13 protein-coding genes and 3 pseudogenes are annotated in these 20,671 nt (G+C 60.5%); 8 read left to right on the top strand and 8 right to left on the bottom strand.

The window, feature by feature from the left end; translation table 11 throughout:
- Positions 1-293: 293 nt before the first annotated feature.
- Positions 294-509: pseudogene (locus QMA15_RS27145) on the bottom strand (Lrp/AsnC ligand binding domain-containing protein); the annotation flags it as partial.
- Positions 510-512: 3 nt separating this feature from the next.
- On the opposite strand from QMA15_RS27145, the pseudogene QMA15_RS27140 reads away from it, so the two are divergent.
- The 3 genes and pseudogenes from QMA15_RS27140 to QMA15_RS27130 form a co-directional block, all read left to right on the top strand.
- Positions 513-962, top strand: a pseudogene (locus QMA15_RS27140) (DDE-type integrase/transposase/recombinase); the annotation flags it as partial.
- A gap of 649 nt (positions 963-1,611) precedes the next feature.
- Complete coding sequence (locus tag QMA15_RS27135) at positions 1,612-3,669, top strand: S9 family peptidase (RefSeq protein ID WP_290287386.1); 2,058 nt, start codon at positions 1,612-1,614, stop codon at positions 3,667-3,669.
- Complete coding sequence (locus tag QMA15_RS27130) at positions 3,666-5,072, top strand: aminopeptidase P family protein (protein WP_290287385.1); 1,407 nt, start codon at positions 3,666-3,668, stop codon at positions 5,070-5,072. Before QMA15_RS27135 ends, QMA15_RS27130 begins: the two co-directional genes overlap by 4 nt.
- A gap of 103 nt (positions 5,073-5,175) precedes the next feature.
- On the opposite strand, the gene QMA15_RS27125 is transcribed toward QMA15_RS27130, so the two are convergent.
- The 3 genes from QMA15_RS27125 to QMA15_RS27115 form a co-directional block, all read right to left on the bottom strand.
- Positions 5,176-5,379, bottom strand: coding sequence for a hypothetical protein (locus tag QMA15_RS27125; RefSeq protein WP_290287382.1), 204 nt, complete (start codon positions 5,377-5,379; stop codon positions 5,176-5,178).
- 1,248 nt (positions 5,380-6,627) lie between these two features.
- On the bottom strand, positions 6,628-7,431 hold the full coding sequence (locus QMA15_RS27120) for an alpha/beta hydrolase (protein ID WP_290287380.1): 804 nt from the start codon (positions 7,429-7,431) through the stop codon (positions 6,628-6,630).
- A gap of 592 nt (positions 7,432-8,023) precedes the next feature.
- On the bottom strand, positions 8,024-9,319 hold the full coding sequence (locus QMA15_RS27115; RefSeq protein ID WP_290287378.1) for an MFS transporter: 1,296 nt from the start codon (positions 9,317-9,319) through the stop codon (positions 8,024-8,026).
- A gap of 701 nt (positions 9,320-10,020) precedes the next feature.
- Between QMA15_RS27115 and QMA15_RS27110 the strand changes: the two are divergent.
- Positions 10,021-10,424 (top strand): annotated as a pseudogene (locus QMA15_RS27110) (alpha-hydroxy-acid oxidizing protein); the annotation flags it as partial.
- A 309-nt stretch (positions 10,425-10,733) separates the two neighbouring features.
- Here the strand turns inward: QMA15_RS27110 and QMA15_RS27105 are convergent.
- The gene (locus tag QMA15_RS27105) at positions 10,734-10,916 is read right to left on the bottom strand and encodes a hypothetical protein (protein WP_290287376.1); all 183 of its coding nucleotides are present in this window, start codon (positions 10,914-10,916) and stop codon (positions 10,734-10,736) included.
- A gap of 40 nt (positions 10,917-10,956) precedes the next feature.
- Positions 10,957-11,496, bottom strand: coding sequence for a M24 family metallopeptidase (locus QMA15_RS27100; RefSeq protein ID WP_290287468.1), 540 nt, complete (start codon positions 11,494-11,496; stop codon positions 10,957-10,959).
- Positions 11,497-12,054: 558 nt separating this feature from the next.
- Here QMA15_RS27100 and QMA15_RS27095 point away from each other — a divergent pair.
- On the top strand, positions 12,055-12,696 hold the full coding sequence (locus tag QMA15_RS27095) for a TetR/AcrR family transcriptional regulator (RefSeq protein ID WP_290287374.1): 642 nt from the start codon (positions 12,055-12,057) through the stop codon (positions 12,694-12,696).
- Between the two features lie 7 nt (positions 12,697-12,703).
- Here the strand turns inward: QMA15_RS27095 and QMA15_RS27090 are convergent, their stop codons facing one another.
- Positions 12,704-13,975, bottom strand: a complete 1,272-nt coding sequence (locus QMA15_RS27090) for an alpha/beta hydrolase-fold protein (RefSeq protein ID WP_290287373.1) — start codon at positions 13,973-13,975, stop codon at positions 12,704-12,706.
- A gap of 441 nt (positions 13,976-14,416) precedes the next feature.
- Positions 14,417-14,701, bottom strand: a complete 285-nt coding sequence (locus QMA15_RS27085) for a hypothetical protein (protein WP_290287371.1) — start codon at positions 14,699-14,701, stop codon at positions 14,417-14,419.
- Between the two features lie 540 nt (positions 14,702-15,241).
- Between QMA15_RS27085 and QMA15_RS27080 the strand changes: the two genes are divergently transcribed.
- From QMA15_RS27080 to QMA15_RS27070, 3 genes are all read left to right on the top strand, one after another.
- Positions 15,242-16,471, top strand: coding sequence for an amidohydrolase family protein (locus QMA15_RS27080; protein ID WP_290287369.1), 1,230 nt, complete (start codon positions 15,242-15,244; stop codon positions 16,469-16,471).
- A gap of 848 nt (positions 16,472-17,319) precedes the next feature.
- Positions 17,320-17,730, top strand: coding sequence for a hypothetical protein (locus QMA15_RS27075; RefSeq protein WP_290287368.1), 411 nt, complete (start codon positions 17,320-17,322; stop codon positions 17,728-17,730).
- 57 nt (positions 17,731-17,787) lie between these two features.
- Positions 17,788-19,971 carry a prolyl oligopeptidase family serine peptidase gene (locus tag QMA15_RS27070; RefSeq protein WP_290287366.1) on the top strand — a complete coding sequence of 728 codons (2,184 nt, stop codon included), beginning with the start codon at positions 17,788-17,790 and terminating at the stop codon, positions 19,969-19,971.
- The last annotated feature ends 700 nt before the right edge of the window (positions 19,972-20,671 follow it).

The raw sequence follows: 20,671 nt of genomic DNA, 5'->3' as shown, positions 1-20,671 counted from the left end.
CACTGATCAAAGTGAAGTCAGAACCGTTGTGACTGTCGAACGGTTCGACGACCCGCGGCCACATCCTCTACACAAAGCGTGCCGCAACTCGGTCCACGCCCTGGACGTCATCGATCGCCTCTTTGACCTTGTTGCGCAGCCTATTCAGACGATCCCCTATTAAGAAACGACTAGTAGAAAAGCAGCGATCCAGTCGTCGTCCCCTCGGTCGTGAGGTCCGCGATAGGCGTCGAGACATCTGCGGTGCAAGATGGATCGCCACCTTGGCGACGCCGTCGCCAAGGTGGCGATCGTCAGCGTTCTGCAATTTCCGACACTGAAGGTTTCATCCGGTAAGCAATCAGTTCGCGCATCGCAATATCCATGTCGGTCCGCTCGACACCGGGTACATCCAGTATCAATCCCGCGATCCGATAGAGATCGTCCGTATCGACCGCAACCACCCGAATCAGAAGATCTGTTTGTCCAGCGAGACCGAAGACCTCGACCACTTCCGCGATCTCTCGGAGGTGATCCGTGGTCGGCAACACTATTTGTGGCGTGCTGTCGATCAGGACGACAACGTGCTCGATGTGCTGGTTCAGTCACACCGAACGCGTTGGCGGCCAAACGGTTCTTCCGGAGGCTGCTCAAAGGATTGGAGTATCTGCCGCGGGTGATCGTCACCGACAAGCTCGGCAGCTACCAGGTAGCGTGCCGCGAGATGCTGGGATCGGTCGAGCATCGACAGTCGAAGTATTTGAACAATCGAGCCGAGAATTCCCACCAACCGACCCGACAACGCGAACGTGCGATGAAACGCTTCACCTCATTAGGAACGCGCAGCGGTCCCTGCTCGCGTTCAGCAGGATCTCGCCGCATTGCCGGCCGCGCCGACACCTGCTGACTGCCGCCGAATGGCGTACCGAGATGGCCGACCGATTCGCGGTCGGGAGATCACCGCAACCGATGCCGCCGCATGAAAGTGAACGGCCCGGCGGTGTCCCGTGGCAATCTGTGCCAAACTAGATCTGCCGCTGCACTTTTGAATAAGGGTGACAGTACCCCTCGAACAACGATGCACTGGTATCTGGCAAGTGCGGCACTTCACGCAGGCAATCACGGACGCAGACGATGTGGACCAGAAGCTGCGGCGACGCCAGCCGAACAGACGGGAGCGTGTCGAGATCCCTGACAGGATCAGCAATCTCGCACGACCTACGCATCCCCCGGGCGGTGTCACGCAACAAATAGGGCGATGTCACGTACTTTTGTTTGCGTCGACACTCATTCGAAGTCCCCGTTGATCACGGCCGTACCGCACGACGCCTTGGACCTGGCGCGGGTTGAGGTGTCGACATTTCCGAACCCCATCACATATACGGCGATGCGGCTTGCGATACAGCCTACGATCGCGATGCCTTCTGAGTAATTGCACGAATGTCAACTTCGAACGCGCCTGTCTTGAACGTCTGCCGCAGTGAGCACTGTCAATTCTGATTGGACGTCTGTTGCACTCACAGCGAACATATTTCGACGATCGTCGATAGACAGCCCAGAAGCGGGTACGAGAGAGTTGCAGTCGAGAGCAGCAATGCCGCGATGCGACACTTCTCGATGTAAGGAAACCGAATGCCTCAGCTTCCAGATCCCGCCGCACGTGACATCCGCACCACCGCTGCGTTCGAACGCGTGGCACAGTTCTACGAACAGTGGCACGGACCGGCGTTCGGCACGATCAGTACCGGTACGACCCCGACGGCTTCGCCCGACGGTCGCTCGATCGCCTTCGCGGGCGAAATCCGTGCGGCGCTCGAAGGACGTGCACGATTCCGGTTGGCCGAAGCCGACGAAGCAGGTGTACGGATGCTCACCGACCCGACGCTCGACGTCGATGAACGATACCCCCGGTATTCCCCGGACGGCGGCACCATCGCATTCACCTTCGATCGACGCAACGCCGGTATCCAGCAGTTGGCGTTGTACGACGTGACCAGTGGGCAACTACGGGAGACACCCCCCGTAGACGGCATTGTCGAACAATTGCGATGGTCGCCCGACGGCACCAGAATTCTCCTCGGAGTCGCCGGCCTCGGCGCCGAGCTGTCCGGCGGGCAAGGTTCGGGCAATGTCGTCCGCGGCGGCCGCGAGAAACTTCCCGCCTGGATCCCCGAGTTGGACTCCGGAATCACGGGCGATCACTGGCGAAGTATCTGGATCTACGACGTCGCCGCAGACACCGTGGAACGTCGGGAACTGCCGGAACTGAACGTCTGGGAATCCGACTGGAGCGGACCCGACGCGGTGATCGCGGTGGTGAGCCCTTCTCCTGACGAGGGCGCCTGGTATACCGCCGAACTTCACCGCATCGATCTGTCCACCGGCCGGAACGAGGTCGTCCACACCAGCGACCGCCAATTGGGTTGGCCGGCCGCGAGCCCGGCAGGTCGTCGGTGCGCGGTCGTCCAAGCCTGCTCGTCGGACCGTTGGCTCGTTGCAGGCGATGTCGTCGTTGTCGACGCCGAAGGAACGACCGCGAAAATCGACACGCTCGGCACAGATGTCACTCATCTGCAGTGGCTGGGCGAGACACGGTTGGCGTTCATCGGGATACGCGGATTGCACACGGTCGCAGGTGTCCACGACACTGCGAGCGGTGAGACCGTCGAGACCTGGTCGAGCACAACCTCGTGCGGTGATATCTATCCGGTGGCGTCATTTCTTCCCGACGGTTCCGCCGCAATCGTGCACAGCGCCTACACCGTGTACCAGGAGCTGGCGTGGCTTCGCGACGGGCACGTCCACCCCGTCGCCAGCCTCCGGCACCCCGGCGCCGATGCCGTCTCCGGGGTCTCGGGGGTGATGGAACCGATCGAATGGACAGCGCCGGACGGCACCGACATCCAAGGCCTGCTCAGCACACCGGACGGGGAAGGGCCCTTCCCACTGGTGGTTAACGTGCATGGTGGCCCGGTCTGGAGTTACCGGAACCTGTGGTCTCTGGGCGGTACCTACAATCGCCTGCTGGTGAGTCGTGGCTACGCGGTGCTGCACCCCAATCCGCGAGGAAGCAGTGGGCGCGGGCAAGCGTTCGCCGAAGCGGTCTTCGGCGATCCGGGCGGAGCCGACATGCACGATTTGCTCAGCGGAATCGATGCCCTCGTCGCTCGCGGCACGGTCGATCCCGATCGCGTCGGCGTCACCGGAGGGTCCTACGGCGGCTACATGTCCGCGTGGCTGATCACGCAGGATCGACGATTCGCCGCCGCAGCACCGATGTTTCCGGTGACCGACTGGCACTCCCAGCACCTCACGTCAAACATTCCGTTCTTCGACGAACTGTTGCTGGCCGACAATCCGAAGTCGGCCGTCGGGGCTTATTCGGAACGCAGCCCGGTCCGGTTCGCTCACCAGGCTGTTACTCCGACGCTCCAGAGCGCTGGAGTCGAAGATCGATGCACACCACCTGGTCAGGCCGAGGAATTCCACGCCGCACTCCTGGGTGCCGGAGTTCCGTCGATCTGTCTGATCTATCCGGGAGAAGGACACGGTCTGCGCTCCTACCCCGCGATCATCGACCAAGGCGCCCGTATCGTCGACTGGTTCGAACGACACATGCCTGCGTCCGACATACGTGAACGTCTCACGTCCACGACGTCGAACGCCACCGAAACGGAACTCGTGTCGTGACCATCTGGAGTGATACCGATATTGCCGACATGACGACGGTTCCGGGCCGACTCCGCCACCTGTCACCGAATCTGGTGCGGGCGATGACGCAGGGCTGGTCAGCGCCCCCACTCGCGGAATGCGAGTGGAGCGGCGTCGGGCCTCGGCGCACGCGCCGCAATCTGATCGCTGCGGACTTTCCGGGAGAGACTCTTGTCATCCCGAATGGGGGGCTCACGACGCGTACCAACGACCTGCCCTTCCCGTTCCGTCCAGCCACCGATCATATGTGGCTGGTCGGGCCCACCGGGCCGGGATCAGTACTGATAATCGGACCCAACGGTGACGAAACCCTCTACACCCCTGATCATGTGCAACTCGGTCACCCATTGGCTGTAGTTGATCCTCACGGCGCGCTGTACGAAGGACCCCGACCGTCGTTGTCTGAACTCTCCGCGCGGTTGGGAATCGCGACCGAGCCGTTGGACTCTCTCGAGGCCCGGCTTCGCGAGACTCGATCCAGAGCAGTTCGGGGCCTGGACCCTCGGGTCGACGCGGCCGTCCCGGACGACGATCGAGAGCTCGAGAAGCAGCTCGCTCGTCGTCGGCTCCACAAGGACGAGTACGAGATCGCGCAGCTCCGCCAAACGGCGAGCGCCACGATCGAGGGCTTCGAGGCCGTCGCTCGTGCGCTCCCCGATGCCGTCCGATACGGTGAACAATTTATCGAAGGTGTCTTCACGCGATACGCCAGGACCTTCGGCCGCGGAATCGCATTCACGCCTGTCGTGGGGAGCGGGCCGCGAGCCACCGTCCCCCACTGGCAGGCCAACGACCACCCGATCCGATCGCAAGATCTGCTACTCCTCGACGCCGGTGTCGAAGGCGCCGAGCTCTACTCCACCGACGTTGCTCGCACCCTGCCTGTCTCCGGCCGCTACTCGTCGGCCCAGCGCGACGTCTACGACATCGTCCACGCAGCTCATCTGGCGGCCCTCGACGCAACTCGCGCGGGGAAGGCTTTCACCGCACCTCATCTCGCCGCGCAAAAGGTGCTCTTGGACGGCCTCGCCAGTCTCGGGGTGCTCCCGCACCCCGTGTTCGACGGATTCGCCGAACACGAACGTGGCTGGCGGTGGACGCTGCACACCACTAGCCACATGCTGGGAGTCGATGTCCACGACGGTCTTCCGATCGCCGCCGAATACTTCGCTGGAATACTCGAGGAAGGACACGTGCTCACCGTCGAGCCCGGACTGTACTTCTCGCCGTTCGACGAATACGTTCCCGAACACCTGCGAGGCATCGGTGTGCGCATCGAAGACGACGTGGTCGTCGGGGACGCCGATATCGAGATACTCACCGCCGCACTCCCGACCTCCTCGGCGGACGTCGAGACGTGGCTCGCAGATCTCGCCGAATAACACGGCAAAGCCCTCGTCTATCCACCTAGGATCGAGGCTGTTCCGACTTCGCGGGCAACAACGCAATACATACGTTGCCGCCCTGCGATGTCGGATTAGATGTTCAGCGTGCCTCCAGGGTGTCCGAGTCGGTGTCGATCGGCAGAGGGCCGCTCCGGAACATGAGGGCAGCCACGGCGGATGCAACCCAGAACACCACGTGGTCACCGGCCCGTGTTGCGTCGACGATCATCATCGGGTCGCTTGCCTGCGCACCGTGATCGTTTCCGGAGTCCCTAACCGTCGTCGCTGCAAGTGAATTGAACACGGCCAACCGACCCCTCCACCGATCTGCTGGGCAGTGTCCACCATCGTCGACGCCCCCCGGATTCTCCGGCCGAAACGCCACTGGTGGCGGCGTTCTGGACCGGCCCGAAGATGAATCCGAAGCCCAGACAGGCAATCAGCAGAGCCGGAAGGGCCGGCACCACGTAACTAAAGTTCTCGCTGAGCATTGCCATCCCGATAGGGGCAAGAAACAGCCAACCGGTACGAGCGGGCGCGGCCTGGTCTTCGGTAGAAGTACCGAGCCGGACACGACCGGACTCACGATCAGAGCTCCGGTCATCGGAAGAAACGGAACCCGGTCTCGACCGGCGCGAAGCCCAGAATGTCGCGAGGTAGTACGTGAGAAACAAGAACACAGCGAACATTCCGGTACCTGAAATCGCAACTGTCAGATACGCGGTCCCACGGACACGACCGAGGACTACCGACTCTGGTTCGCTGCGGCCGGTCACCGTCGCGAAGAAGGACCACTGCACCTACACACGCAACCGCCGCGAAAGACCATCACGTACAGGCACCAGCGCCGCGGCACACTCTGCGTGAGTACGCCGCCGAGCAACAGCCCCACCGCACCACCGGCACCCGAGATCGCACCGGAGATCCGTTCTTTGCCAGGATGGGTGTGAGACACATCCTGACAAAGAACGCAGGGAAGGGTGAACACTCATGATCGAAATCGAAATCAGGCGCCCTCGCTCCTTGCGCCGTCCGCGAACGCACCCTGGGAAATACAGGCGACGAGCAGCATCGCGAACCCGCCAGCGAACCGATCAGGAACCATTTGCTTGCGCCCGAAATCGTCCGACAGCCATCTACCGAGATGTAGCAGACTACCGAACGCGGACGTATCCGATCACCACCCATTGCCTGGCATCCGAGAAGAATCCCAGGTAGTACTGAGCTGACGGCAATGCGATCTTCATGTTGGTGGAATCGAGGATGTTCATCGGTTGAGCCAAGAACAGGACGACAAGGGCAATCCATCGATTCGGGCTCTTCGGCCTGCCTAGCTGTTGTGGGTACGCTTGCCGTCGGATGTCATCGCCGTGCCCCACGGTTGGCCGATAATTGGATGTTGGCGATCACTGTGTACTGCTTCAGGGGGCTACCGCCAGAGCTGCGGCGAAGCCAGTTGCATTGAGCACTGCGACGGCTCGGGTCAACCGCCGCGCTAAATATGTCGTTCGATAGTGGAAATGGTGATAGCCCTTCCGGGGTTCGCGCCAGCTCATCTGGTATCACTTCGTTTCCCTACCTGGCTGGCTATTTTGCGTATCGTAGTCAGAGTTTCGTCCGGATACTGCAGATGAACTGTGTGAATCGCCCCAGGCCACGATATGAGCGACCCGCCGAACGCGTCAGCGAGCCTCTGATGGGCCCTACGGATTTTGTTGTCTTGTTTACGGTCAGCGGTGACCACTGCTGCAGGAATCTTCGGCAGGTCCCCCTCTCGGAAGTCGGCTGCAAGTGAAGTCAAGCCCTTCAGTGAATGCGCCAATTCGGGTACGTCCGCTTCGGCAATCTGCAAATGGGCATCTGCACAGTCGGGACGAAATTCCCAACGCTGGATATCCCTTTCTGCCGCTCGGCGGATCATGAAGGAGAGAGTTCGATGGATGCCCGGGAACCGCGAAATCGCTGCAGCGACGGTAAATCCGCGCTCCAAACGCGCGCTGACTCGTGAGTCGTTGATCGGAGTTGCATCGAGCAACACTATGCCCGCGACATCGTTGGGATAGTCGCGGGCCAACAATGCGGCTACCGCCCCGCCGAGACTTTGACCGACCACGACGACTGGGCCCATATCCAGTTCTTCGATCAGCGTGTGTAGATGTGCCGAAGCACCTGCCAGGGAACCCTCTGATACTGACATGCCAGTGCCAGGGCGGTCATGGACGATAACACGACAGCTGGGGGCGCTGAGAAGACCTTCGACTACGCCGGGGAAGAATCCTGTACAGGAAGCGGCTCCTCCTGGAAGAAGGAGGATCGGTTGCCCTGCATCGCCGTAAATCGAAACATTGTCGACCATCGTATAGCTTCCTTTTTTGGTGGAAATCAGGCATGTGATTGAGCTGCTCTTGCAGGACCCCCGCAACGAGTTCGCGTGAGTGAGGCCATTTAGAACTATTCATTCGAGGTCTCGGTGTCGAGCGTGTGAGGACGGCCTGTCCTGATGGTCGATGAATCCCGCGACCACCCGGGCGTCGCTATCGGTCGCACCAATTCGTGTGGGCCACTCCAATCAATTCAGCGGTTGTCATCCCTCGATAGCAAGGTCGGTTTGTAGTGTGTTGCTCACTGTCATCGCGCGTCTCGTGCCGGATGGCCGTTTTGGATGACCGCGATCGCTTGGTCGCGATCATGGACGACGGCCGGTTCTTCTATTGGTTCGTTGGTGAATGCAACGAAGTCCGTTTGCTTACCGACTTAAATTGTTGTCTGCGCACGTTCTTCCGGTGACTTCACCGCTGGAATCTGAAATATTTACCTTCAATACTCTTCTTCCTGAATGAAACTGCAAGTACGTGCTGTTGATGTCACCCACCCTCGACGGAATCGGTTCCCGGAGAGGTCGATTTGTTAGTGGGTAGAAGCGGCCTTGCACCGGAGGTGCAGGGTTCTCAGACAGTGCGAAGATCCGTGCCCTTCGTCTCCGGAATGTATCGAAGGAGAACGGGGCACGCGAGTAGTGCGATTGCCGTGCCGTAAAAGGCTGGGGCGAGAGCACTTCCGGTGCTGTCGACCAGCGCCTGACAGACCAGCGGGGCGGTGCCTGCGAACAAGGCATAGGCGACGTTGTACGGAACCGCTGTCCCGATGTACCGCAGTCGCGTCGGCAGGATCTCCAAGACAGCGAGAAGTCCGATGTTGAGCAAGCACAAAACGACCATGAGAACGATCAGGGCTACACCAATTGCCAGCTTGTTTCCTGTACCGATGAGCAGATAGCACGGAATGACGACCAGAACGGCGCTGACTGCCCCCACCCGAATGAAGGGCCGACGCCCCACTTTCTCGACGAACCCGCTCAAGATGATGGCCACAGGCAAGGGAACGATCATCGCGATCATGGTCAGTACCAGCGCGGTGTTACTCGTGACTCCAGCGGCCGTCACCAGATAGGTGGGCATGTATCCGAGCATCATGTGAGTGAGTACTCCGACCGACGCAAAAAACACCAGAACGGTCCCCATGGCACGGCGATGCTTGGCCAGTAGTTCCCGCAGCGGCGAGTGCCGCGTGCCCTTCCGATTCTGTTGTTGCTCGACCGCGGCTGTAAATACAGGTGTCTCCTCAACTCCGAGACGCAGAATCAATCCAACGACCGCGAGTGCACCACCCACGATAAATGCCCACCGCCACCCACCGTCGTCGAATGCCGAGGCACCAGCGGATCTGAATGCCAGAACCGCCGCGGTTGCACCGACCACGCCGAGCGAGGTCGAACCGCCGAGAATCGCAAGATACAGCGGGCGTCGACCAGGTGGAGCATGTTCGACGACAAAGGTTGCAGCGCCCGCAAATTCACCACCGGCAGAGAATCCTTGAATCAGACGACAGAGCAAGAGAAGTGCGGGTGCCAGTGTCCCGGCAGCGGCGTAGGTGGGCAACAGGCCGATCGCGGCGGTGGAAACGCCCATCAGGCCGATCGCCAACGACAGCGAACCACGCCGTCCTAGCCGATCACCGATGGAACCGAAAAACACCGCTCCGAGCGGCCGAGCGATGAACGCACTCCCATAGACAGCGAAAATCGCAAGCAGCGCCGCCTTACCTGAGTCCGGCGGAAAGAACACCGAAGCAAGCGTGACAGCCATGAACCCGTAAATCGTGAAATCGAACCACTCCACGAAGTTCCCGGTAGCCGCAGCAACCAGAGCTTTGCGGCGGGTCCGCGCCAATCTCGAGGTTTCCATCGGCTGCGCCAGATTTACCGGATCTTTCACATTGCTTGACATCATTGATCAAAGACCTCTCGTTGGGCGGCGGACGATAAGTCGTCGCGAACGGCAAGAACCAGAAACGCACGAAGTCCATCAGGGGGGAAGAACCCGCACCTGCACGGGGTGCCCCTTTAAACAGGGCGTACGTTTCAGCAGTTCATCTGCGTGATCAACAACGGTAATCGAAAGAGGGTGATCCAAATCATGGGCATATGATCAAATGTTGTAGTCATATTTTGATTATTTGTCGAGTATATGTTGGTGCTCATACGATTAAGATGTGTCGTCCGGAGTACAACATCTTGTCGACAATGTCGGCTGTCGCCCTCAACGGTCCGTCGCGATCGACGACCCGAGCATCCGCTTGCTGGCTTACCACTCACTCTGCTCAAACATATCTGCGCTGTTCGTTCCAATTCTGACGAGCAGCCTTGCACAGCTGTCTATGTCTCGGCGAGCAAGACTTCGGGAGCATAGACCCGTAATCCTAACAAGGTCGGCGAACGCCATCCCCTCGCCAGCACATCCACGCCGCTGAAACGGCCCAGCTTGAGCTGACCGCCCCGGCAATCACAGTACCGAGAGACATCGAATATGAAGTACTCACATACGAATCAGACGTTCCAACGGTGGAAGGACTTGCGCCCTTTGCTGCAAACCTCCCCGTCATCATGAATCCAACCGCCCGCAGATTATCGCGCACACACGATCGGCGACCTACGTCAACTCGCTCGCAAGCGGACACCCCGCGCGGTCTTCGACTGTGTCGACGGTTCCGCAGACCAGGAAGTGAGCATCAGGAATGCCCGAAATGCATATCGAGACAGCACCTTTCGCCCTCGCATCTTGCAGGACGTATCGGATGTCGACACCTCTACCGTCGTGCTCGGGCAGCATAGTCCCCTTCCACTCGTATTCGCACCCACAGGCTTCACCCGGCTGATGCACCACGAAGGTGAAACGGCAATCGCCCGTGCGGCCGCACGGGCAGGCATTCCCTTTGCCCTTTTCTACGATGGGCACCACCGCGCTTGAGGATGTCCCCACGTCGGCGCCCAGCGGCCGACACTGGTTCCAAGCTCTACCGGCATCGACCAATTGAGATCGGAGCACGTCTCCCTTCCCTAGTGACCTAACTCCGCAACGTCACCTCAGCTTTGGCCTGTGGGAATTGAGACGAGGACGGGTGCTGGTGTGCGGCGTTTTCCACTGCGAGACAACCTTTCACAATGACGACGCCACCTCTCCAGGAAACGGAAGGTAGCCCAGTTCCCCCAGCGAAGCCGGGTCGGCAGACATTCGAACAGGAGCCGCCCGGCAAGTCGGCGTGGTACACCGACTGGCCGGGCGGTTGCAATTTACAGTCCGCTTCCCACGACCGGGGTGATCACGACACCACCCGTGCGCGAAGCGACGCCATCGCTTCATCGAGCTCGGTGCCGAAGTAGCCACAATCTTGAAAGCTCTTGTGCAGCATCGCATATGGAGGACACTCCGCGTACCCGCGGCCAGATTCGATCGGACAACTGAGGACCTTGGTGCCATGCCAGATCTCAGTGGTCGTGGTCACGTCCTCGATACGAAAACCCCGACCTAAGGCGTGGAACTCGTCACCGACTGCGTCGTTTCCATCGAAAGCATCGGTCAGGCCCGCCATCAATGCCTGCACTTCCTTCCTGTTCGATCCAGGCTTTTATGTCAGCCGATGAGGTGAGCAATGCGGCCGAGAGCACTTTGATCCCGGCCATCGTCACCACGGTGTCGTCTTCGATACGGACGCCGGCACCGCGCAGGTGCGCGGGCGCCCACTCGTCATTCGGCGAAAAGTACTGGCGCGGTTCGGCGCTGAGGCAGTGCCCGGTCTCGTAGGTGTCAGCGAAATCCTCGTCCGCGAGCACACCTGCGTCGTGTGCGTCAATATCGAGCAGGTGCCCGATGCCGTGCAGCGACCATCGGCGCGCGGCCTCGCCGTCCGATAAGTGCGCCAGCGCTGGGTGGGGCGGTGCGCCGAGGTCATACAGTTCGTCCACAAGGACTTCGCGCGAGCCGACTGCTGCGGCGTCGTACGACGTTTCTGCCCGCACGACGCCGAGCGCTGCGTGGTGTGCCGCGTAACGGTGCCGAACCCGTCTCGCTGAATCGGCGAAAATTGCTCTGAGATCGGTAGCGTTCGCGCGGGGTCGGAGCTTTCGAGGGCGTACTCCGAGCCCACGTTGTCGACGGAGAACGCCTCAGGGGGTTGAGGATCCAGTCCAGATGGCCCCACGCGGACATCGTCCAGCAGTGCCATCGGGTCACCCAGCGCCGGGTGTTCTTCGGTGTCGAGAGTCCAGATGCCGTCAGCAGCCAAAGCTAGAACCGAGCCGGGTTCCGGCTGGCCGACCAGCCACATGTGATCGATCCCGGAACGGAACGGGTGATGGAGGCCATTGGAGCGACGAGCGCGCACGCCAGCCGGATCTCCCGATAGATCGATGGCGAGGCGAACGCGACGGGCCAATCTCGGTTGCACCCGGCCAAAACAGTGTCGGCGAAAGATGACTTGGCCTGGCCCCGCGGCGCGACACGAGGAACTCATGTTTCATCCCACCGCGTCCGACCGCTGCGGCGATGAGTCGGTCGAGGTCCTCTTCGCTGCTCCTGGCGATGTTGATGTGAGCTCCTGACCTCGGACGTCATTGTTCTCCGCTTCGGTAGGATCTCTTTCCATGCGTAACACTCCCCGCGGCCGTGGCACGTCGGCCGGACTGAGCCGTGAGTCGATCATCGCCGCAGGTGGTCGGGTAGCCGAGCAGGAGGGCTTCGCCGGGCTGTCCTTGCGATTAGTGGCGCACGAACTCGGAGTCACGCCGGCTTCGCTTTACAATCACTTGGCCAACAAGGAGGAACTCGTCGACGCGGTCGCAGACTCTTTCATCCGGGAGCTGCTGGAGTCGCCGTTGCCGACAACGCCGAAGGATCGGATCCGTGAGCTGGTGATGCGCCTGCACCGTGCTGGCCTCGACCATCCTGGGATGCTGAGCAACATCATCGGCCACATTCCCGAACAGCCCGGCTCGGCACAAATGATCTACTCTGAGCTGATTCTGTCGGCACTGGTGGAGACAGGAGCCTCGGAGCAGCAGGCCCACCTGCTTTACAGCATACTTGTCTCACTGGTGGTCGGGACCTCGGTCGCCGCCGTCAATCTCCGCGCTCCCAGCCAACGGTCGGTGGATGACCGACTTGGCGACTACATCGCCGACAGTCGTATCCCACTCACCAGTCGCTACCTCAAACGTCCCCAGGGCAGTCAATGGTCGGACTTCAGAGCTCGTGTGGACTTCGTCCTGCGCGACCTCACAGAATAGTGGAGGCTCAAAGGAGGGCTGGCAGGCCCCGTTCGAGAGCCGCACGCACCGTGAACATCTCGTGGCCGGAGGGATATTCCAGCAAGTCGGTGACGTCGGCACCAGCATTAACCAACGCATCGCGGAAGTGTCGGGCGCCGCTGACCATCGTGGCGCCAGGTTCCAGGCCAGGCAGGCCGATCACAATGTCCTCAAGCTGACCGACGGCCAGGAACCACCGAGCCTGCGCGGAGTTCCCCGGGGTGACCTGGCGAGCGAGCCACTCACCCGGCTCGGAAGCCGGGTCTGGGGTGTAGAAGAAGCTCGCCGAGATCGGCATCGCGGACCCGAAGAGGTCGGGTCGGTGCATGATCACGAAGGCCGTCGCAAGCCCTCCGTAGCTGAAGCCAGCCAGTACACGCTGCTCGACAGGCGGGAGCTCGTCACGGTAGTCGAGCCAAGGGAACAGCTCGTTGGCCAGTGCGTCGGGAAGCGCGGGGTTGCACGCCATCTCGACCATGCGTGACGTCGGAGACAGGTTGTGCCACAAGGCAACCCTGACTGGAGGAACCTGACCAGCTGCGATCGCAGCATCCAGATACTCCAGGATGCGACCGGAACGACAGTGCTCGCCGTCCAGCATGACGACGAGAGGCAAGTCCTCGCCGGTTTCTGCGGGTTGGTAGACGTCGATGCGACGCCCGCTGGGCAGCGCGTGCTCCTCTATCTTCCCCTCCAAGTCCCCCTCCGCCAGAGTATCCGGCGCGCCTGGCATTACGAGGACGCTGTTCAATGGCTCGGACGAGCCGTTCATGGAGTCGTGGACCCGGCGCGGGTTGAGCCGGTCGGGTCGAATAGAGCGTGCGTAGGCGGCAGCAAATGCGTTGTACTGCTTAGGATCCGATACGATGTCCATCATCTCGTCGGTTGTGTCGCCGAGGCGCGGAGGATCGACCTGGTATCGATATGCCGTCGTGATGCCGCTCGCGACGCGAACCACGAGGGTCCAGACGTTGGTACCGGGCTCGCGGATCATCGGCTCGCTCTGGCGAGGGGCGCTCAACATGAGAGCCTGGGTGTTGAGTTCGACCTGGTCGACGTCGTCAACGTAGACGAAGGTCACGAGGAACTCGTTGCCGGGATGAGCATCCGCAGATGGTTCCACAATGGGGCCTTGGGCTGCTTCCGCATCGGCCAGAAGTGAGGTCACCGCAGCCGACGGATCATCAGCAAGCTCGTCGCGGAAGCGAGCAAGCCGGGGGCTCGAGCTGGCCAGACGGCTGACGTCTAGGTTGGTCACGACTTCCTCCGAATAGTCGATCCATCGACATCGCCCGATCCGGGCGTACCGGTCATACCAGCTGAGTCGATGACATGTGGGCTGGTCATGCAGCATCTTGTGGGGCGCTCGCCGTGCCGTGCCGTTCGGACCCGCCCAGCGCTGATGCAACACCGAAGAAGGTGGGCGAACCTTGGTGTAGTGCCCCGACCGAGGCGAACCTCGCGCGTGGACTCGGCCCCAAACTCGTCCATTGCCGTGCGGGCCACTAGCGGACCGCGACCGGCTGCCGATCCCGCGGATGAAACGTCAGGACTGAGGCGCCAGAAGCTTGGCAGTGTTGTTGTCATACAGTCACTTTCGCGAGAAATAAACGGTGTTCATTTAACTAAATTTCGCACACTCCTCTAGTTGTGTCAAGCAAATCGCCTAATCACTCGCCGACGGCTCGAGATTCTTCGATTACTTGCTTACGTCCTCGTCCAAGCCCCTACGACGAGGTCGGCAGTCTTGGGTGATCCACACCGCGATGGAACTAAAGATCACAAACGATCGTTCCTGCTCACGGCCGGCAGGACGCGCGACCTGCACCCCTGCAAGGCAGTACTCGACTACGTCGTCGATGCTGTTCTCTCCCGACTCGCGGTGCGCGAAATAGTCGGAAAATTCGACCTGACTACGCGCGATACCACCGAGCAACTGTGCGAGCGGGACATTCCACGCCTTGGCCTTGATGTCCCACAGCACATTTCCACTCCTCCGAACGCCCGCGTCAGGCTGTCGCCGTCGATGTTTCGGGCGGATCGCCGTTCGAGACGGCAGAGGCGCTCGGCGGCGGCCAGATCTAGTGCGTCCATTCCGATCAGCCGTGGAGCGATGAACTCGTCGATCGACGTCGAAAGTACGCCTCTGAGCTCCACCGCGTCCCACGAGTCCGTCGTCGGTGGACACTTCGATGATCACCTTGGAAAAGCCGTGCTTCACGCCGACCGACCACACGTAGCCCCAGATCCAGGGGAATGTCGGTAGGTGTGGTATTGATTTCAGTGACCTTCATTGTTCCCTCTCGAATGGTCAGAGGGGGTCAACAACGGCGGTGCCCACTATCGCCGCGCATCAGCACATTGCCGAAGAACAGGGCGAAATTTTTGGGCTTTATGTCGAAACAACTGTGTCATCTTGATACAGAAGAGCAAAAAAAGACTTCGTATATTCAACATTCGACTGTAGAACCTCTTTGCCCGGTCATCCTAGGGTCGAAGAACCTATTGGTATCCAGGAGGATTTATGCAGGAATATTGGATCGCAGGCGCCCGAGTCGTCGACGGAGTCAGCACGGAACCACAGGACGGACTGGATATCCAAGTCGTCGACGGCCGTATCGCAGCGTTGGGTAGAACTCCCCAGGGAGCACACGTCGTGGATGCGTCGGGTCTCACGATCACACCGGGCCTCATCGACGCCCATGTCCATTTCGGAATGTCGAACGATATCGATCCGAGCCTGCGGCGCGAGATTTCCGTCGCCGAACTCGCTGCGGACATGTTCGCCAACTGCGAGGAAACACTGAACGGAGGTTTCACAACGGTTCGCGACACCGGGGGCATTGACGGCGGGCTGGCACGGGTGGTGGCGTCAGGAAAGGTCAAGGGACCGCGAATCATCCAATGCGGGCCCATCCAGTGCCAGACCGGCGGTCACGGGCATCTCGCGGCAGAGTGGGAACCGACCGCCGACTGGTCGAACCACGATATCCCCGGCCTCCGTGCATTGTCTCTGCTGAGCGACGGCCCAGAACAAGTACGAAAGAATGTCCGCGAATCATTCAGACGGGGCGCGGATTTCATCAAAATGTGCGTGACGGGAGGAGTGGTATCGACGCATGACAAGCTGAGCGACACCCAGTTCACATTCTCGGAAATCGCTGCCGCAGTGGAAGAAGCCGCCGCGCGTGGAACGTATGTAACCGTTCACGCGCACAACAACGCTGGCTTGCGCACTGCAATCGAAGCTGGTGTCAAGTGCGTCGAGCACGGTACCGAGATCGACGACGAGATGGCAGCGATCATGGCCGAGCGAGGTGTGGCACATGTCCCGACTCTCGCAGTGGTCCAGAAACTTTCGATATCGGCCACCGAAGCAGGACTACCTGTAGCGATGACATCTCGAGTGGGCGATGCCATGGCCGGCCAGCGACGTGCGATTGTTGCCTCGCGTGCCGCAGGCGTCAAGGTCGGCTTGGGATCCGATCTCATCGGTCCACTGCAATCTGATCGAGGCATCGAGCTGACACTGCGCGCCGAGATCGAGACACCCATGCTCGCGCTGCATTCGGCGACGCGTATCAACGCCGAGATCTTGGGTATCGCAGACGAAGTCGGAACTATCGAAGTGGGAAAGCGCGCTGATCTCGTTGGATTCGCTGCAGATCCAATCGAGAATCCGAAGATCTTCGGCGACAGAGAAATGGTGCGCTTGGTCGTTCAGAGCGGACGGTTGGCTCGCGATACGCGATAGTCGTCGCAGAATATGTGTTTCATCGCAATCGCATCCGATAAACACATTGCCCTGATGACATCCCCCAGCGCCTGAGTAGGATTGATGAGCCGAAGCCAGTCCCCCGTACGACGGGCCCACGGCCGACTCTGACCCTTTGCATTTCAATGTTCTCGCGAGTGAGCGCTGCAATTGCTCGGCATATCATCGCAATACGGTCGGTGACAGAAGCCTCTGCGCTGCGAGCAACCGCATCCCGTGACCGCCGGATCTGCCCTTTGCCAGTACTGTCGCCGGCGTGAGATACGAACACACCGCTGCGGCGCGAGATCCAACTCGGTCGCAGCGCCCTGCGCCGACCCATGCGCTCCGATGTGTATTCCGATCACCATCGCATGACTTTCGTCCGGCAGTGTACCGGCGTGAGCCAGTTCGTCTACTGCGTGCGAACGGATGGAGCTTCCCTCAGATACCCAGTCTCTCAACAGTTCTTGCTCACGACTGTCTCTCCGGTTGTCAATAGGCAATAGTCGGTGCAGAAGTTGACCCGCCGCAGGTGCGGCGTCGCTAGCCAGCTGGAGTTCGACTTCGCTCAACGAGTTGTCGTCGTCTGAAAGCCACCGATAGCCGAAGAGTTCGTCGTCGCATCGGACTGGAACACATACTTGTCCGAGTATGCGATTCTCCGGACCTCCGGAGATACGCACCTGCACAGTCGTTGTCGAGATCCGTAAGAGTGCGCATTTTCCGCCGCCCTACAAATGCCGGAAATCGACAGCAAAAACTTCGACAAATGTAGAGAGTCGTATGCGGATGCCCCGACCTACTATTGAACGGCGCATATGCGAAGGCGGCGAAGGGCATTCACCATGGCAGATTCGACGTTCGACACTCACACGTTCGAGCAGGAGGCGCGAGCCCACACGACAGTGGACGACGCATGGCGGGCCCTGGCGGAGGCGCCCGTCGTCGGGAACAAGCTGGGTCGAACTCTTCAGGGGTTGCCGGACATCGGACCCGAAGTTATGGCGAGCCGGGCATCCGGAGGCAGAAACATCATCGCGCGTATCGATTTGTCGAACACCGCCGTACCGCCGCCCAATCTGAAGAATAGTGTCACCTCGGCACACACCGCCGCGGAAACGTGGGTGAACACCGAGAAGCGATACTGGCTGGTCTTCGACCCCCTCGGCGACGACTTCCACTACTCGCTCCGCGAGGAACTACCCGCCGATCTGGGTTCGGGTTCGACATCACCGATTTCCACGACACTGCACTAAAAGCAGCGGGACTGACACTGCCCCTGCTATCCAACAGATGAGGAGTGATTTGCTCTCATGATGACCATGTCCGACCGCTATCGCCAGGCCGCAGCACTGTCTCCGGACAGGATTCGCACGCTGATGCGCAATCGTCGCATCGATCCCGTCTGGACCGGAGCCGGTGACAGCTTCTGGTACAAACGTCGTGGTAGAGACGGCGAGCAATTCGTACTCGTCGACCCCGAGATTCCTCGCCGGACAGTGGCATCCTCGGCTGCCGAGCTGGGTATTGACGACACAGCTCGATCAAGCGAATCTGAAATCCTTCGCGGCCCGGACGAGCGTGGGCTGATCCGACGCAACAACGATCTGTGGCTTGTGGACGCCAACGGTGAGACGCAACTCACTTTCGATGGAGAGCCCGACTTCGCTTGGGGAACAATTCCTTCCGATACCAACATGGTGGTGCCGTTCCGGCGCAGAGGTCTCAAGCTACCCCCGATGAGCACCGTCCACTCACCGTCTGGGCGCCGGGTGATCACAATGCGCACAGACGAGCGTCATATGTCCATCAAGTACATGACCGAAAACGTTGCACCCTCCGAACGGGCGAGACCCGAAGTTCATTCGTGGCGCGTTCAACTCGAGGACGAGGGCCCACCACCTGAATCCGAATGTCGAATAATCGATCTGGACACGGGAAAGTGGGTTCGCGTCGACGCTGCGGATGGTCTCGTTTCACAGTTGTCGACGAACGGCAGCACCGAGGTCACGTGGTCGTTGGACGAGACCCGCCTGTACATGCTGCACCATCACCAGGGCCAGAGCAGAGCCAGCCTCGTCGAGGTCGATACGAGGACCGGCGAACGCCGCGACGCGCTCGTTGTCGAAAACGAGCCACTCTACGAACCGAATCAGTTCCTCTACAACCTTCCGTTAGTTCGAGTTCTACCCGAACTCTCAGAGGCCGTAATGTTCTCCCAGCACGACGGTTGGGGGCACCTCTATCTCTACGACCTCAACACCGGGCTCGAGAAAAATCGCGTGAGTGAGGGACAACTGGTCGTTCGCGACATCCTGCATCTCGACACCGAACGACGCGAGATCACCTTCGTTGCAGGAACTTCGGAAGACGGTGGCAACCCATATTGGCGCCGGGTGTACCGCGCCGGTCTCGATGGCGGAACGCAGCGACTCCTCACACCCGAGCCCGCCGATCACGAACTCGTCTCCCCGGCACCGCAGTTCTTCAATCTGGCATTCGGCCATGGGAAGGCGCCCGAGCAGAGCATCAGTCCCAGCGGACGATTCTTCGTCGATCACCAATCGACAGTCAGCGACCCGCCCGTGATTCTCCTGCGCGACGCGCACGACGGCGGCCGCGTGGTGCTGGAACTTGAACGTACAGATATCGGACCTCTCCTCGAATTCGGATATGTTGTGCCCCAATCATTCTGCGTGAAAGCCGATGATGGTGTCACCGACTTGTGGGGCATCCTGTCGATGCCGAACGAACCCCTCGATCCCACCCACATTCCCGTAATCGAGGACGTGTACGGCGGGTACCAGACAACCCATTCGCCGCATGCCTTCATTGGAGCAAGCATGATGGCGAGTCGACACGTGTATCTGCCGGCCTACAACGCACTGGGTTTTGCTGCTGTGATGCTCGACGGCAGAGGCACCCCCGGACGTGAGCGCGCATTCCGGCAGTGGACATTTCGTCGGTCCCACACCGAGGCAGGATTGAAAGACCACGTGACGGCGATCGCTGCTCTTGCCGCGGGTGATCCTCGACTCGACCTGGCCCGCGTTGGAATCATCGGGCACTCGTACGGAGGCTACAACGCCGCGAGGATGTTGCTCATGTTTCCGGACTTCTACCGTGCCGCGGTCAGCGGCGCAGGAGTGCACGTAGCGAAGAAGCTGCCGTACGGCATGTGGGACTGGCATATCGGCGGAGACACCGATCGTGACAGCGATCGGTACACGCACCTGGGAAATATCCACCTCGTCGACCGGTTGTCGGGGGACTTGTTGATCGCATGCGGGGAGATTGACGAGAACGCGACGGTCGATCATTCCTATGCCCTTGCTGACGCGCTCATCCGGGCCGGAAAACGTTTCGACTTCAAGATCTGGCCCGGAGTGGGCCACTACGATCGCAGCCCCTACGCATCGATGGTGTACTGGGATCACTTCGTGCGAAGTCTGCTCGGGCAACAACCGCCCGTCGACTACGTTCCGATTGGGCCGTAGTCGGTGGCGATGTCGCCTCATACGGATCCGGTTTGTTCTTTGCCGCAACCGAAAGACAGTCTCCTAGACATCTGACGATCGCGCTGGGGTCTCTCATCGGCAAGGGTTGGTGTCCTAACCGTCCAAGGAACGAAGGTCCAGTCGGACGTCACCCGAGGTGATGTCCCGAGGGCAGCGGCGGCCGCAAACGCCGGCCTCCAGTGCATTTCGCGCGAGCATTCGGGGCCTCGCGGAATAGGAGCCCCAATGTTCCGGCTGATGCTTCCGACAGGAGGCGGATCACGTCGGTCAACAAATCATCGCGACGTGACAAGGAGGTCGAACCGAACTCCGGCAAGGACCCGGTCGTCGTCGGCAGCCGAGGCGCGCGGAGACCCGGTACACGCGCCCGGCATGCCCGTTCGTCAGTTGGCTGATCCGGCGACTTGCCACCGCTGCAGCGCAGCTGATGGCAATCTCGATGGCAATTCGGAGCGCTGCATCTGAGGCCAGGAAGTCCGGCGGGCGTACTCCTCGGCGACCGCCCGCACGATCACACCCGTCACTACCGTTGGACTCGGGACACCGCTTTCCAAAGCACTCTTCCGATCGTCGAAAAGTATCCGCGGTGGATTCGACAATCGTCTAACGATATGTGACCTACATCTCCGTAGCGTTACCCGTCATATCCGGTTGAACTTTCGTGAAAAAGGAGTTGACG

Origin of the sequence: Rhodococcus sp. APC 3903 (assembly GCF_030407755.1) — a bacterium.
GTDB classification, from domain to species: domain Bacteria; phylum Actinomycetota; class Actinomycetes; order Mycobacteriales; family Mycobacteriaceae; genus Rhodococcus_F; species Rhodococcus_F erythropolis.
The sequence above is the reverse complement of the archived record's forward strand: the minus strand, read 5'-3'. Positions and strand labels throughout refer to the sequence as shown.

What these genes read in the sequence shown, in the direction of transcription:
- QMA15_RS27135 (WP_290287386.1), top strand. Translation starts at nt 1,612, where the DNA reads ATGCCTCAGCTTCCAGATCCCGCCGCACGTGACATCCGCACCACCGCT.
- QMA15_RS27120 (WP_290287380.1), bottom strand. Translation starts at nt 7,431, where the DNA reads ATGGTCGACAATGTTTCGATTTACGGCGATGCAGGGCAACCGATCCTC.
- QMA15_RS27115 (WP_290287378.1), bottom strand. Translation starts at nt 9,319, where the DNA reads ATGGAAACCTCGAGATTGGCGCGGACCCGCCGCAAAGCTCTGGTTGCT.
- QMA15_RS27095 (WP_290287374.1), top strand. Translation starts at nt 12,055, where the DNA reads ATGCGTAACACTCCCCGCGGCCGTGGCACGTCGGCCGGACTGAGCCGT.
- QMA15_RS27080 (WP_290287369.1), top strand. Translation starts at nt 15,242, where the DNA reads ATGCAGGAATATTGGATCGCAGGCGCCCGAGTCGTCGACGGAGTCAGC.
- QMA15_RS27075 (WP_290287368.1), top strand. Translation starts at nt 17,320, where the DNA reads ATGGCAGATTCGACGTTCGACACTCACACGTTCGAGCAGGAGGCGCGA.
- QMA15_RS27070 (WP_290287366.1), top strand. Translation starts at nt 17,788, where the DNA reads ATGATGACCATGTCCGACCGCTATCGCCAGGCCGCAGCACTGTCTCCG.